Origin of the sequence: Psychrobacter sp. HD31 (assembly GCF_051097895.1) — a bacterium.
Classification (GTDB): domain Bacteria; phylum Pseudomonadota; class Gammaproteobacteria; order Pseudomonadales; family Moraxellaceae; genus Psychrobacter.
On sequence record NZ_CP142525.1, the window covers coordinates 801,387 to 817,623 of the forward strand.

12 protein-coding genes are annotated in these 16,237 nt (G+C 39.9%); 11 read left to right on the forward strand and 1 reads right to left on the reverse strand.

Annotated features, from left to right (window positions below; all coding sequences use genetic code 11):
* Nucleotides 1–95: 95 nt before the first annotated feature.
* The 9 genes from VH441_RS03430 to argB all read left to right on the forward strand — a co-directional run bounded on the left by VH441_RS03430 (nucleotide 96) and on the right by argB (nucleotide 12,170).
* Nucleotides 96–878, forward strand: a complete 783-nt coding sequence (locus VH441_RS03430; RefSeq protein ID WP_434354349.1) for an SDR family oxidoreductase — start codon at nucleotides 96–98, stop codon at nucleotides 876–878.
* A gap of 154 nt (nucleotides 879–1,032) precedes the next feature.
* Nucleotides 1,033–2,727, forward strand: a complete 1,695-nt coding sequence (locus tag VH441_RS03435) for an AMP-binding protein (protein WP_434354088.1) — start codon at nucleotides 1,033–1,035, stop codon at nucleotides 2,725–2,727.
* 262 nt (nucleotides 2,728–2,989) lie between these two features.
* A complete protein-coding gene (gene ilvD, locus VH441_RS03440) occupies nucleotides 2,990–4,888 on the forward strand; it encodes a dihydroxy-acid dehydratase (protein ID WP_434354089.1) in 1,899 nt (632 codons plus the stop codon).
* A 112-nt stretch (nucleotides 4,889–5,000) separates the two neighbouring features.
* Nucleotides 5,001–5,378 carry a hypothetical protein gene (locus VH441_RS03445; protein ID WP_434354090.1) on the forward strand — a complete coding sequence of 126 codons (378 nt, stop codon included), beginning with the start codon at nucleotides 5,001–5,003 and terminating at the stop codon, nucleotides 5,376–5,378.
* A 165-nt stretch (nucleotides 5,379–5,543) separates the two neighbouring features.
* The gene (locus VH441_RS03450; protein WP_434354091.1) at nucleotides 5,544–7,577 is read left to right on the forward strand and encodes a UvrD-helicase domain-containing protein; all 2,034 of its coding nucleotides are present in this window, start codon (nucleotides 5,544–5,546) and stop codon (nucleotides 7,575–7,577) included.
* Nucleotides 7,578–7,681: 104 nt separating this feature from the next.
* Complete coding sequence (locus tag VH441_RS03455; RefSeq protein WP_434354092.1) at nucleotides 7,682–8,716, forward strand: YwqG family protein; 1,035 nt, start codon at nucleotides 7,682–7,684, stop codon at nucleotides 8,714–8,716.
* A gap of 52 nt (nucleotides 8,717–8,768) precedes the next feature.
* Nucleotides 8,769–9,233, forward strand: a complete 465-nt coding sequence (gene dut / locus VH441_RS03460) for a dUTP diphosphatase (RefSeq protein ID WP_434354093.1) — start codon at nucleotides 8,769–8,771, stop codon at nucleotides 9,231–9,233.
* A 291-nt stretch (nucleotides 9,234–9,524) separates the two neighbouring features.
* Entirely contained in the window at nucleotides 9,525–11,120 is a 1,596-nt protein-coding gene (locus tag VH441_RS03465; protein WP_434354094.1) for a phosphomannomutase/phosphoglucomutase, read from the forward strand.
* A gap of 150 nt (nucleotides 11,121–11,270) precedes the next feature.
* Entirely contained in the window at nucleotides 11,271–12,170 is a 900-nt protein-coding gene (gene argB, locus VH441_RS03470; RefSeq protein ID WP_434354095.1) for an acetylglutamate kinase, read from the forward strand.
* A 213-nt stretch (nucleotides 12,171–12,383) separates the two neighbouring features.
* Here the strand turns inward: argB and VH441_RS03475 are convergent, their stop codons facing one another.
* Nucleotides 12,384–12,749: an arsenate reductase gene (locus VH441_RS03475; protein WP_434354096.1), complete on the reverse strand. Its 366-nt coding sequence runs from the start codon at nucleotides 12,747–12,749 to the stop codon at nucleotides 12,384–12,386.
* Nucleotides 12,750–12,940: 191 nt separating this feature from the next.
* Here VH441_RS03475 and leuS point away from each other — a divergent pair, with 191 nt between their 5' ends.
* Entirely contained in the window at nucleotides 12,941–15,601 is a 2,661-nt protein-coding gene (gene leuS, locus VH441_RS03480) for a leucine--tRNA ligase (protein ID WP_434354097.1), read from the forward strand.
* 83 nt (nucleotides 15,602–15,684) lie between these two features.
* On the forward strand, nucleotides 15,685–16,236 hold the full coding sequence (locus VH441_RS03485) for a hypothetical protein (RefSeq protein ID WP_434354098.1): 552 nt from the start codon (nucleotides 15,685–15,687) through the stop codon (nucleotides 16,234–16,236).
* The last annotated feature ends 1 nt before the right edge of the window (nucleotide 16,237 follow it).

Genomic DNA, 16,237 nt, shown 5'->3' on the forward strand with positions numbered 1-16,237 from the left:
AAAATATGAACTTCAAGAATCTAAAAAATTTAACGCTATCGCAAATAACAAAGGGAGCTGAAGACGTCGTCGATAATTTTTTACCAACCCCAAATATGGACGAGCTGATTAAAAACCAAGTTGGCAAAGGTAAATCTATCATCATTACAGGGGCAAGTGCTGGTTTAGGCGCAGGCATGGCAGAAAAGTTTGCCAAAATGGGCTATAACCTTGGCATCTGTGCCAGACGTATCAATCAATTAGAACAACTAAAAACGGATATATTAAGCCACAGCCCCAATGTGCATATTGAAGTCCGTTCATTAGATGTTGCTGACTATGATGCAGTATTTACAACCTTTGAAGACTTTGCCCAAACTTTTGGACAAATTGACAGAGTGATTGTTAATGCCGGTATTGGCGATGGACGAGGCATCGGCAAAGGTCATTTTGAAATAAATCGTAAGACTGCCGAAATCAACTTTATTTCTGCCCTTGCACAATGCGAGGCGGCAATGCAGATTTTCCGTAGGCAAAATAGTGGGCATTTAGTTGCCATATCCAGTATGTCAGCAATGCGGGGATTGCCAAAGCACTTAACCACTTATGCGGCTACAAAAGCTGGTTTGGCTCATTTAGCAGAAGGGATTAGAGCTGACATGCTAAAGTCAAAACTGCCAATTAAAGTCACTAACCTCTACCCTGGTTATATTCGTACCGAGATTAATGCAGGCTCTAAAAATCTTCCTTTTGCAGTCGATATCGAAACAGGCACGCGTGAAATGGTTGAGGCGATAGAGTCGGATATTTTAGAAGCTTATGTACCAAAAATGCCGTGGGTAATCATTGCTAAAGCGATGAAAACTGCACCACTTCACATACTTAACAAACTCAGTTAAACTGTACTAAGATTAAAAATCTTACCGTTATATTTTTGAAATAAAAGGTTTTATATTCGTTGGAGCAATGGAAAAAACTCGCTCCAGATAACTCATGGGATGTATTTATTACCAGATAGTCATATTAGATTCAACCCAAAAACAAGGAGGTACTATGAACACACAAGCAAACACAAATTTTAGCAAACTTTGGCAAGCAGGTTATCACAAGTTTGGGATTGAAGACTTACAAATTCCTACCAATATCACCAACCTTATCGACATTTTGCAACCCAGCATAGATAAACATGCCGATAAAGTTGCTTTAAGCATGGGGCCTGCAACCCTTAAATACTCACAATTAGACCGTGCTGCTCGTCAGTTTGCCTCATTTTTGCAGGCACAACAAGTGCCTAAAGGCACCCGCATTGCTGTGCAATTACCAAACATTTTGCAATATCCAGCCATCCTTTTAGGTTGTTTACATGCTGGCGTTACCTTAGTCAATGTAAATCCACTCTACACCCATTATGAACTCGCTCACCAGCTAGAAGACTCACAAGCTGAGATGCTAGTCATCTTTGATGCAATGAGAGGTGCTTACGATAACTTAACAGACCAAATTAAATCACAGCTTAACATGGTGGTTGTTTGCTCTATGGAACAATGTGAAGACTTAGGCAGCGACCTTAGCTTGATGATGTCTCCAACTGAAAACATAAATGGTGAATTAACAGTTAGTGACAATAAAGAGGTTCGTTTTGCTAGCATCTTATCCAGCTATTCTGCCAGTCAGTTTAAAACTGTAACAACCAGCCTAGATGATGTTGCCGTATTCCAATACACTGGTGGTACCACTGGCAAAGCAAAAGGTGCCATGCTTACACATCTTAATCTGGTTGCCAATGTCATCCAAAGTTATTCATTCTTTGGTAAAAATCTTGAAGAAAAAATTGATGGACAAGTTAAAGTACTCAACCCATTGCCGCTTTATCATATTTTCTCATTTACAGTTTGCGGCTTGCTAAGTATTTATGGCGGTTGGGAAGATATATTAATAACCAACCCACGTGATATGGATGCATTAGTCAACACCATAGAAACCAAACGCCCAACCATGATTCCATCGGTCAATACCCTATTTGCCGGTATGCTACAACATCCAAAGTTTGCTACCCTTGACTTTTGTGACTTCCATCTTGCTGTTGGCGGTGGTACTGCAATTATTGCTGATATTGCTCGCAAATGGCACAAGGTAACAGGCAAGCCTATTAATGAAGGGTACGGTATGAGTGAAACCGCCCCTGTCATCAGCTTTAATCCTATGGGTATCGAGTCATTTACAGGCACTGTTGGCATCCCTGTCCCTCATACCGACATACTCATTTTGGATGAAAATGATAACCCTTGCCAAGTTGGTGAAGAAGGCGAAGTGTGTGCAAAAGGTCCACAAGTGACTCAAGGCTATTGGGGTAAAGACAACACATCCACATTCACAAAAGATGGCTACTTACGGACAGGTGATATCGGGTTTATTAATGAAGAAGGCTACCTTACCTTGGTGGATCGTAAAAAAGATATGATTTTGGTATCTGGTTTTAATGTGTACCCAAATGAGGTAGAAGCTGCATTAACTGAACATCCAAAAGTATTTGAAGTTGGCGTTGTTGGCATACCAAACGAAAAAAGTGGCGAAGCACCAAAAGCCTATATCGTACCCGCAGACGATAGTTTAACGCTTGACGAATTGACAGAATTTGCAAAAGAACGATTAACCGGTTATAAACGACCAAATAGCTATCAATTTATTGATGAGCTGCCAAAATCGGCTGTTGGCAAAATTTTGCGTAAAGAATTACGCAAACTGTAACGTCATACCAGTATATTAGTTAGCTCAATGCAAAATAGACACATTGTTTATTTTGCATTTTTTTAGCAAAACTTTATATCATCATCCCCTAAACATTGTTTCATTTTTTCTTTAATTGTTCATTTGTTATGATACTTTGCTATACTTTTCATACGTTAATTTTTTAAGCCAAGCCAATGCCTATCAAACTAAAACAAGTTTACAGCAAGGCTAAAATAGCTTTTTAAGCTTATACAATAAGAATTTAAAAGGATACCAATCCATGCAATACCGTTCCAAAACTTCCACTGGTGGTCGTAATATGGCAGGCGCTCGTGCTTTATGGCGTGCCACAGGCATGACAGACGACGACTTTAACAAACCCATCATTGCTGTGGCAAACTCATTCACCCAGTTTGTCCCTGGTCATGTACATCTAAAAGACATGGGTCAACTGGTCGCCCGTGAGATTGAAAAAGCAGGTGGCGTTGCAAAAGAGTTCAACACCATTGCTGTAGATGATGGTATCGCCATGGGTCATGATGGTATGCTGTATTCACTTCCAAGTCGTGACTTGATTGCCGATAGTGTGGAATACATGGTTAATGCTCACTGTGCCGATGCCTTGGTATGTATATCGAACTGCGATAAAATCACTCCAGGTATGCTGATGGCATCCATGCGTCTAAACATTCCTGTTATCTTTGTATCAGGTGGTCCTATGGAAGCAGGGAAAATCCTTGCTGAAAATTTAGCAGAAGGCTACACCACTTCGGGCAATGTCACCGATGAAAAAGGCAATAAAATTCGTAAGCTTGACCTAGTCGATGCTATGATTGATGCCGCTGATGACAACATCAGTGATGAGCAGGTAGAGATGACAGAACGCTCAGCTTGCCCAACCTGTGGCTCTTGTTCAGGTATGTTTACTGCCAACTCAATGAACTGCTTAACCGAAGCCTTGGGGCTATCATTACCCGGTAATGGCTCACTGTTAGCAACCCATGCCAAACGTCAAGAATTGTTCCTTGAAGCAGGTCGCCGTATTGTGGCATTAGCCAAACAACGCTATGAGCAAGATGACGACAGCATTTTACCGCGTAATATTGCGACTAAAGGGGCGTTTGAAAATGCCATGAGCCTAGACATTGCCATGGGTGGCTCTACCAACACCATCTTGCACTTACTGGCTGCTGCTAACGAAGCAGGCGTGGACTTTAAAATGCAAGACATCGACCGTTTAAGCCGAAAAGTACCTTGTTTGTCTAAAGTTGCTCCTGCCACGCAAAAGTACCACATGGAAGACGTACACCGTGCAGGTGGGGTGATTGGTATTCTTGCTGAACTTGACCGAGCAGGTTTGATGAATACCGAAGTTGCCACCGTCCATGAGCCAACGCTCAAAGATGCCTTGGCAAAATGGGATGTGATGAATCCAAACAACCAGACAGCAAGAGAATTGTTTATCGCAGCACCAGGTGGCGTGCGAACAACTCAAGCTTTTAGCACACAAAATGAATGGTCTAATCTCGATGTCAACCGTGAGTCTGGCTGTATCCGTAGCCAACAACACGCCTATTCACAAGATGGCGGACTGGCGGTATTGTTCGGAAACATTGCAGAACGAGGCTGTGTGGTTAAAACCGCTGGGGTTGATGACAGTATTTTGGTATTTACAGGTCGTGTGCGTGTTTTTGAATCACAAGATGATGCGGTTGCGGCTATTTTAGCGGATAAAATCGTCGCTGGTGACTGTGTGATTATCCGCTATGAGGGGCCAAAAGGCGGTCCTGGTATGCAAGAAATGCTCTACCCGACTTCTTATTTAAAATCAAAAGGTTTGGGTAAGCAATGTGCTTTATTGACTGATGGTCGCTTCTCTGGTGGTACGTCAGGGCTATCCATTGGTCATGCCAGTCCAGAAGCTGCCGAAGGTGGTGCAATTGGCTTAGTGAAAGAAGGTGATACCATCCATATCGACATCCCTAATCGTACCATCAACATCGACATTAGCGAAGAAGAGATTGCCAAACGTCGCCAAGCGATGGAAGCCAAAGGCAAAGATGCCTTTAAGCCTGTCAACCGTGAGCGTTATGTTAGTCAAGCATTGCGTGCTTATGCGGCATTAACCACCAGTGCCGACACCGGTGCGGTGCGTGATGTCAGTCAAGTTGGTTGGTAATAAAAGCTTTATGTATCGTATATAAAGTGTATCAATTATTTGACCAATCTAAATGATGGTGTCATTATTATGGCATCATTTTTTTTTAACAATAACGACCTAGGAGTTGGCTATGAAAAAACTACTATTAATACCAGCCTTTGCAATGGCACTAACAGCTTGTGCTACTGGCAATAATGCTGATCCAAACGCAACCATTAACACTGGTTATAATTTAGGAAAAACAGCATTTAGAATTGCGGTAAACAATAAATGCCAAACCGAGTTAAACAAAAACAAAATTTGGAACATAGCTAAAAAAGGATTAACAACCACCAAACAAAATCAAATCCAATCAAATGTTTGTGGTTGTGTTGGTCAAAAAGCAAGTGAAGACGTTACAATCGACCAACTAACCATGGCAGCTATTGATACAAACGCACGCGGCGTATTAGTTGCTGATATGGTCACCCACTCTTTAAGTGAATGCTATAAAGAATTTGTTAAATAGCAAAATACAATAAAAAAAGAGTCGTCAACTTCGGCTCTTTTTTCTGTTTGATTCTCACTATTTTGTTGTTATTTACAGTTTAATCACTATAATAATTATTCCAATTTCATCCCTGTTTTTTTAAACAAAATAACTATAAATTAAAACACTACCTCAAGGTTACTAATGAGCAAGCTAAACCCTCGTCAAGATGAAGCAATGAAATACATTTCAGGTCCTCTACTCGTTTTAGCGGGTGCAGGCTCTGGCAAAACATCGGTTATTACCCAAAAAATTGCCCATTTAATAGAAAACTGCCATTACCCTGCCGAGCGTATTACTGCTGTAACCTTTACCAACAAAGCGGCAAGAGAAATGAAAGCTAGGGTACAAAGCTTATTACCCAGTGAAAAAACACGGGGCTTAACTGTTTCTACTTTTCACCAATTTGGTTTGCAGTTTTTGCGTTATGAGCTATTAAACACGCCACTTAAAGGTAATTTTTCTATCATGGATAGTGATGATTCTAAACGCTTATTAATGGAGCTGATGATCCGTGATAACCTGTCTGGTGCAGAAAGCCGTGAGCTGGTTGGTAAAGCCATCAAATTTATTAGCGATTGGAAAAATGATTTGATAGAGCCAGAAAAAGCAGCCGAAACCTTAAATGACCCAGAAGATATCATTTTTGCCAACTTATATGCCCTTTATGAACGTAATTTGCGTGCTTATAATGCAGTAGACTTTGACGACTTAATCGTACTACCAACAAAAATTTTGCAAGAAAACAAAACGGTAAGAGATAAATGGCAAGCCCGTATCCGCTATATGCTGGTCGATGAATATCAAGATACAAACACCGCGCAATATGAGTTAATTAAGCTATTGGTAGGCAATGAAGGAAGGCTGACTGTGGTTGGAGATGATGACCAATCAATTTATGCTTGGCGTGGTGCAAAACCTGAAAACATGGCACTACTTAAGCAAGACTTCCCCAAATTGCAAGTAGTTAAGCTAGAACAAAATTATCGCTCAACCAGCCGAATTTTAGAAGCCGCTAACTCAGTGATTAGTAATAATGAGCATATTTTTGATAAAGCCTTATGGTCGGATAAAGGACATGGCGAACTTATCCGCATTGTTAATTGCCGCAGTGATGATGACGAGGCAGAACGTGTAGCTAAAGAAATCATTACCCATAAATTACGTCATGGTAATGAATGGGAAGATTATGCTGTACTGTATCGTAGTAACTTTCAGGCAAGAATGCTAGAAGCCCAGTTAAGACAACTGCAAATACCTTATAAGCTGTCTGGCGGCACATCATTTTTTGCACGTAGCGAAATCAAAGACATCATGAGCTATTTGCGAATTATTTTAAACCCAGATGATGACAGTGCTTTTTTACGCATCATTAATACCCCAAAACGTGGGCTTGGTCCTGCCACACTTGAAAAGTTAGGCAACTTCGCGCTTGAGCATCAAATATCTTTACTGGCATCCTGTGCGCATAGCGGGCTTACCCATGTATTGCCTAATAAGGCGTATCATACCTTACAACAGTTTGCCGAGTTTATTGAGCATTACACGCGTGAGCTTTATCAACACCCAGACCCTGTGCCCCTTGTTAAAAAAATGATTGATGAAACTGGATATATTGATGTTGTGCGTAGTGAAGCAAAAACGCCTCAGCAAGAAAAAAACCGCATCGATAATATTGACTCGCTTTATGCCAGTATCCAAGCATTAATTGACCGTACAGAAAATGAAGATGAACAAAACATTGAAGCCGTTATCCGCAAACTTGTATTGTTAGATATGTTAGAGCAGCAACAAGAAGAAGAAAACACCAACACGGTTAACCTAATGACCTTGCATGCTTCTAAAGGGCTAGAGTTTAATTATGTTTGGATAATGGGGCTTGAAGAAGAGCTTTTACCACATCGCAATTCCATTATCTCTGAAACAATTGAAGAAGAACGCCGACTAATGTATGTTGGCATTACACGGGCAAAGAAAGAACTTACCATGACCCTTGCAGCGCAACGCAGAGCTGGCGGAGAAATGCGTGTGACAACTCAATCACGCTTTTTAGAAGAGTTACCCGAAGACCATTTAGACTGGGCGGCAAAACGTAAAAAACAACAAGCTCAAAAAGACCCTAAAAAAGTTGCTGAAGAATATTTAGCAAATATTCAGGCAATGCTAAAAAAGAAGTAGCAACCCACCAAAAACCCACCCCTACAATTGGGAGTTAAAATCTGTTATTCTCATAGCAGTATTGATTGTATTTTAAGCTTGTAAGCAACAGGAATCTTAAATCCATGTCTTTATTTTCTCGCATCAAAAATTTAGTTGATTCAAAGCAGTCTTTACCCAAATCAGCTAATGACACACAAAACGCGCATCAACAACAAAATACTGACACACCCCCAATTAAATCTACTTATGAGCAAATTGCTGAAGACAAAGACAAGCTTTCTGCACCAACAGAATTTACACAAGAGCAAATAGCACTTTTTAATAAACTGCAAAGTCAGCTCCAAGAAGTGGTTTTAAAAACCCACCATGCTTTTATCCGCATCAATACTCAGGTTTGTGAAACCATGCGCTTAACCGATAGCAAGTTTGGTGGCGTGCCTTACATTCCGGCAAATGGTTTTTATCCTAAAGCGGCAGATGGAACACCTCTCATGCTATTGGCACAAATTAACTTTGAACAAGTTTTTGAGCAAGTATCTCATAACGAGTTTGCTCAGCTGCCCAAACAAGGCTTGCTACAAATCTTTATAAATGCTGGAGAGGAAGATCTTGGCAAAGATGAAGATGAACGTACACCAAACTCAAACTATCAAGTCCACTTTATCCCCAGTATTGATATTACAGCAACGCCACTCAGTGAATCTACCAAAATGGCAAGACAAAGTGTTGATGACAACTATCTTGAAGAAGTTTTTTCGCCCATTTCTACCCCACTCAAACTATCTTTTATTAAAGAATATGGCTGTGCAGGGGTTAGCGAAAACTTATTAGAGTTTATCGCTGCCAACCAAGGGCAAGCCATCGATGAGTTAGACTATGAAAATGGAGAAAAAGAAGATATTGCCTATGAAGCCATCAACAAGCTTTCTAACGCAAGCGGTCATAAGCTGTTAGGTATGCCCGTCTTCCCTAATGAAGAAATCCGCAAACCTTACTCTACACAAAAGCTGTTTTTACAAATTGATTCAGAATATCCAATGACCGAAAGCTATGAAATCATGTGGGGCGATATGGGGGTAGCAAACTTTTTTATCCAACCAGATGCGCTATTAAACAAAGATTTTAGCAACCTTATTTATAATTGGGATAGCGAATAACCAAACCCACACACAGCAAAAATTACACCTATGTTTAATTGAAGGAAATAAAATGCAACAAGTTCAAGTTAAAATTTTAAACAATAAAATTGGCACAGATCCAAACTTCCCCCTACCTACCCGTGCCACAGATGGCTCGGCAGGTATCGATTTACGCGCTTGCATTGATGAAGCTATTACCATAAAAGCTGGCGAAACCCAGTTAATTGGTACAGGCTTATCTATCTACATTGCCGACCCAAATTATGCAGGGCTGATTTTACCTCGCTCTGGTTTGGGACATAAACATGGGATTGTACTAGGTAACTTAGTTGGTTTAATCGATGCCGATTATCAAGGCGAACTCATGGTTAGCGTTTGGAACCGTAGCAAAACTGACTTTGTATTAAACCCTGCCGAACGTATGGCTCAATATATGGTCGTACCCGTTGTACGTCCAGAGTTTAATATCGTTGATGAGTTTAGTGATATTAGTGAACGTGGTGCTGGCGGATTTGGACACAGCGGTCGTCAATAACCAAAATACTAAAATAGTTATAAACTTGTTAAGCTCTAAAATAAATATCTTATTTTATAGGGCTTAACAAAGCACAATACAGGCCGCACAAGCCTTTGTTATGGTTTTTTGAATAAAATTAGCAACAATGGAAGCTTAGTACTTGACATAATTTGTGAATATGAGATAACTAATCTATTAAGGAGTTTTAATTAAACTGTAACTTTTATACAATATCTTCATAAATTATTACTTAATATTACAATCTAGTTTTTTATACTAGTAATGATTTAAAAAATAAAGATAAGAAATATGCATCCATTTTTACCTCAACAAACGCTGTTTAGAGCCTATGACATCCGTGGTGACTATCGTTACTTTACTGATGATTTTGTTGTTGGGCTGGCCGATGCATTTAGCAACCACTTTAACCAATTTTCCATTAATGATAAAACACAAATTGCACTTGGACATGATATGCGCCAAGGCAGCCTTGATATTGCACAAATATTAGCAAGCATATTTACAAAGGCAAATATCGAGGTAATTTGGTTGGGGTTAGTTACCACACCCATAATGGTATATTGGGCAGAGCAATATCAAGGTCATGGCATCATGATAACTGCCAGCCATTCGGTAAAAAATTACACGGGTATTAAATGGCTAACTGCTGGCGAATCACCAAGCTCAGCAGATATCACCTCTTTATTTAATAATCTACACAACAGTAAAACCTGTGTGCCAAGCACATTAAACCTTAATCAACTGTGGATAGATTGTCAGTCTCAAATCATTAATCGACAAGATGTGGCTATCAAAGAGTACACCCAAGCAATACATCAAGCCATGAAGCCCCTACAAGCTCTAAACTCAAATAAACCGATTAACACCCTTGTGATTGACTGTTTAAATGGCGCAACTTCCGACGTTGTTAGTCATATTTTTAGCCAATATGCACAGCAAGTGATTGTGTTAAACGACAACGCAGATGGTAGCTTCCCTCTAGGTAACCCTGATCCGTGTGAAAACGGACGCTTACAGCAATTACAATCGCAAGTATTAAAGCATGGTGCCGACTTGGGATTGACATTCGATGGCGATGGTGATCGTATTATGGTAGTCGATAATCAAGGCAAGATTATTGATGCAGATAACCTGTTATATTTATTGGCAAACACCGCCATTGAAGAAAAAAAACTATTAAAAACAGCAAATAACATGCAAAATACTATTGCTAGTGACCCTGTGTCTAATATCAGTGTCATATTTGATGTTAAATGCTCCCATCACTTGCCAGCTATGCTCAAAAAATCGGGGGCTAACCCAATTATGAGTAAAACTGGCAGCAGTCATATGCGTCAGCAAATGCAGCAAAGCAATAGCAACACCATCTTTGCTGGTGAATTATCTGGTCATTTTATTTTTAATGATGGTTTATTTATCTCACATGATGATGGTATATACGCTGGTGTCCGTTTACTAAATTGGTTAGCTAAACAACCAAATAGCCTACATCACATTATTAATCAACTACCTACCATAGTATCCACGACCGATGTGTATATCCCCGTTCAAAAAGAACAAAAATCCCTATTGGCTCGGCTGATTACCATTATTAAAAACTGGTTAAATAACCTTGGTACTGCGATTACCAATAAAACTACCCCAGCCATCAAACTACCTAAAGATGCCAAAGTGTGTGTCATTGATGGTATTCGGCTAGATTTTAAAAACGGCTTTGGCGTTATTCGCCCCTCGAACACTAGCCAGAGCTTTACCATACGTTTTGCTGGCAATACCATGGCAGATGTCAAAAAAATACAACAGCAACTGGTTGCGTTGTGTCGCCAAATTGATGACAAACTTGCCAACCAGGTTGCAAAAATACAGCCTGCTTATGGCATCTAACATCATTTAAAGTAAATCACTCACAAAGTTCATGCTTTTTTATTGATTACTTTAACCCTCATTTTACTAACTTTAAGTTGCACACCTCTTGATGGTTGATGTATATTCTCACCAATCTATTAAATTTATATTTATTTTAGTGAGTTAACTATGTCGCTTAATTTAGAACAAGCAAAAAATACTGCCGAAGTATTAACAACTGCCCTACCTTACATCCAACGTTTTTCTAGTAAAGTTTTGGTTATCAAATATGGTGGCAATGCCATGACCGACCCTGAGCTAGAAAGCTCATTTGCACGTGATATTGTGCTACTTAAAACGGTTGGCATACACCCTGTCGTTGTACATGGTGGTGGCCCGCAGGTAGATAACATTATGAATGAAATGGGCAGAACCTCTGACCGAATTGACGGCATGCGAGTGACCAATAAGTCCACGATGGATGTGGTAGAGATGGTGCTTGGCGGCAGTGTAAACAAATCTATTGTTAGCTTAATTAATAAGCATGGTGGTAAAGCGATTGGTCTTACTGGTAAAGATGCCAACCTGATTAAAGCTAAAAAACTACCGATGACACGCATTGATGAACACGGCAATGAAGAACAAGTAGATTTAGGCTATGTTGGTGAAGTAAAAAGCATTGACCGCAGTGTCATAGATTTAATGATTAGTTCGGACTTTATTCCTGTAATTGCGCCTTTAGGTGTTGATAACGATGGCAAAAGCTACAACATCAATGCCGACCTTGTGGCAGGTAAAGTGGCCGAAGCGCTTCAAGCAGAAAAACTAATGCTACTGAGCAACATTAAAGGCGTTATGGATAAAAGTGGTGAAGTTTTAACAGGTCTAACCCCAAAAAAGGTAGATGAGTTAATTGCTGATGGCACGATTAGTGGTGGTATGATTCCAAAAGTGCAATGTGCGTTAGATGCAGTAAAAGGTGGTGTTAAAAGCTCGGTGATTGTAGATGGTCGAGTACCAAATGCCACATTGCTAGAGATATTTACCAATGAAGGTGTTGGTACTATGATTAGTAAAGAAGAAAACTAATTATTAGTCATCACTTTTATTGCGTTATAACTTTAATAAGTTATAGGATAAATGATTTCATCAATTTGTTTGATGCCTTAGTTTTTATTGTATTTTAAACAATCAGGCACTGACAAATACGACGAGAAATCAAAAAATAGATAAAATAATACCCAGCTGTAAAATGCAGCTGGGTTATTTATTATCAGGCTTTTATTTTAAATCATAAAGATTTTAAGCAAACGCTTGCTCAAACGCTGCTTCATCAAAACCACACAACAAAATAGCCTCATCACCTTTTGTACTAGCAACAATAGGACGTTTAATCATACTGGTATTTTCGACTAATAGTTCAATAGCAGTATTAACATCAGCATCTGAACTCAGCTTTTGTTCATCGGTTAATTTACGCCAAGTTGTACCTCGTTTATTAAGTACTTTTTCAATACCCAGCTCAGCCACCCAAGTTTGGACAGTCTCGCTATCTATACCCTGCTTTTTATAATCATGGAACTCATAATTTACGCCCAAAGCATCCAGTTTATTAAATGCTTTTTTCATAGTGCCACACGCTTTAATACCATAAATTTTTGTTGCCATTGCTACGCTCCCTTATTATTTAACTAAATTATCATGTTAATAAAGTCTGTCTATTTTTTGGCATATATCATAACATCAAAGATACGGCATACCATACAAATATAATCGCATTTTTGTTCATTTTACGCTATCCTATAAGGTTTATAAAATTATCACTTTTTTAACCTGAATATATCGAGTTTAAGTCATTCATGAGCACCACAACCTTAACAGACCAATACAATCCACAAAGTATCGAAGCCAACCAACAAAACAAATGGGCGCAAGACAAACGCTTTGAAGTCAGCAACGATACAACCGACAAACCAAGCAAATACATGTTATCTATGTTCCCTTACCCTAGCGGTAAACTACATATGGGGCATGTACGTAATTACACCATTAGTGATGTATTAAGCCGCTATTACCGTTTAAAAGGGTATGAAGTGATGCAACCAATGGGCTGGGATGCATTTGGCCTGCCCGCAGAAAATGCCGCTATTGCAAACGGTGTTGCCCCTGCAGAGTGGACATTTAAAAACATTGATAACATGCGTGACCAATTAAAGTCATTAGGCTTATCTATCGATTGGTCTCGTGAGTTTGCAACCTGCACGCCAGAATACTACCGCTGGGAACAATGGTTATTTATCCAACTATATAAAAAAGGATTGGTTTATAAAAAGCTCTCTACTGTCAACTGGGATCCAGTAGATAATACGGTATTAGCAAATGAGCAAGTAGTTGATGGGCGTGGCTGGCGTAGTGGTGCTGTTGTTGAAAAACGTGACATACCAATGTACTACTTTAAAATCAGTGACTATGCCGATGAGTTATTGGATGATTTAGACCAATTAGAAGGCCACTGGCCAAAAGAAGTCCTCACCATGCAACGCAACTGGATTGGTCGCTCTCAAGGTATGGATTTACACTTTCCTTATCAACTTGAAGGCAAAGAATATAGCTTAGACGTGTTCACCACTCGTCCAGATACCTTAATGGGTGTTACTTATGTTGCTGTCGCCGCCGAACATCCAATTGCCCAGTTTGCTGCCGAGCAAAATGCTGATATTGCTGCATTTTGTGAAGAATGTAAACAAGGCAGCGTTGCTGAAAAAGACTTAGCAAAAGCTGAGAAAAAAGGCATGGATACAGGCGTCACGGTAACGCACCCTATCACTGGTGAACAAGTGCCTGTATGGGTAGCAAACTACGTGTTAATGAGCTATGGTTCGGGGGCAGTTATGGCAGTACCAGCCCATGATGAACGTGATTTTGAATTTGCTAACAAATTTGGTTTGCCTATCAAACAAGTTATTGACTTTGCTGATATTGATGATAGCTATGATACAAGTGAATGGAAAGACTGGTACGGTCAAAAACAAGGCGGTAAGTGCATTAACTCTGATAGCTTTGATGGTATGAACTTTGATGAGGTTGTTGCTGCCATTCTTGCACAACTAGAAGATAAGGGACAAGCCAAATCAACCATCAATTATCGCCTACGCGATTGGGGTGTATCTCGACAGCGTTATTGGGGTTGCCCTATTCCAACCATCAATTGTGAACATTGTGGCACATTGCCTGTAGATGAAGCAGACTTGCCAGTTGTGTTACCAACTGATGTGATTCCTGATGGACGTGGTAACCCACTAAATAACAATGAAGAGTTTTTAAACACCACTTGTCCAAAATGTGGCAGCCCAGCCAAACGCGAAACCGATACCTTTGATACCTTTATGGAATCTAGCTGGTATTATGCTCGCTATGCCTCACCAAATTTTGAAGATGGCATGATAGAACGCAACGCAGCCGATAAATGGTTACCAGTAGACCAATACGTGGGCGGTGTTGAACATGCCGTTATGCACTTATTGTATGCCCGTTTCTTCCATAAACTTATGCGTGATGAAGGCTTAGTGAGTGGTGATGAACCATTTGCAAACCTTTTAACCCAAGGTATGGTATTGGCAGGTACCTTCTTGCGTAAAAATGAAGATGGCAGTACCACTTATTACTTCCCGCATGAAGTGGATATTGATTATGACGATAAGGGACAACCAATTAAAGCCATTTTAAAATCAGATGGCGAGCCTGTTACCATTGGTAAAATTGAAAAAATGTCCAAGTCCAAAAACAATGGGGTTGACCCACAACAAACCATCGACCAATATGGTGCGGATACCGTACGTCTGTATACCTTGTTTACCGCTCCTGCCGACCAAACACTTGAATGGTCAGACGATGCTTTAAAAGGTCCCTACAACTTTGTTAAAAAAGTTTGGCGTATTGCCTTAGATCACCAACAGTTACTAGAGCAAGCCAAGCTGGGTGCACTAAACTTAGCAGACATCACTCAAGACGCATTAGATAGCAACTCTAAAAACCTACGCCGTAAAACGCACGAAACCATAGGTAAAATTGATGGCGACTTGGGAGAACGACTGGCACTAAATACCCCAGTATCAAGCCTTATGGAACTTGCAAATGCATTGGGTAACTATAAAGCAGATGCTAATAACGCCCAGTCTGTATTGGTTCAACACGAGGCAGTTGTGTATTTACTTACCATGCTTGCCATGTATGCCCCACACGTTGCAGAGCATGTGTTAGAAAAATTTGGCATTGATACAGCCACACTAAGTTACCCACAAGTTGACGAAAAAGCCTTAGTACAAGATAGTATTACTATGGTCGTACAAGTAAATGGTAAGGTACGTGGCAAAATGGAAGTCGCACCTAACTCAAACCCTGAAAATATCAAGGCAAAAGCCAAAGCAATTGAGAGTGTGGCAAAATACTTAGAAACTGGCGAAATTAAAAAAGAAATTGTCGTACCTAACAAGCTAGTAAATATTGTGGTTGTGGGTTAGTTTTAAGTTGCGCTCATGCTAAGCCTGCCTTAGCATGAGATTGCCCAGCAACGTACATATCATTATAAAAAAATGAGAAAAATATGAGCGTTAAAAAGTATCTTACTCCAATCTGTAATGCAACTTTGCTAGCAAGTACACTGGCAATCACTGCATGTGGTTTTCAGTTGCGTGGATATCAAACCAATGATTTAACAGGTTCACAAAGCATTCAGGCAAGCCAAGTTGCGCTGCAAATTGCAAACAACAAAACCAACAATAAAATTAAAGTCCCACTCACTCGACAACTGACGCAGCTTGGCGTTTATGTTCATACCAAACCAACAGCTCAAACAGATATTTCTGCCATTAAAGTTGAAAATATTAGGTTTCGTAAATATGAGTTGGTTGGTATTTTAACTGAAGTTCGTATCGTGTTAACTGCCGATGTGAGTTACCGTATCAATAACAATGGTAAAATCGCTAACCATACGCAACATTTACAAGTTGAAAACAGCTATCAATACAATGAGGCATCCGTCAGTATCGAAGATCAACAAGCGCAATATGTGCGTAATGGATTGTATAATACAATTGCTCGACAAATTACTGACCAATACATTGCCTTGACTGCGCCAGAGATGATGACAAAATAAT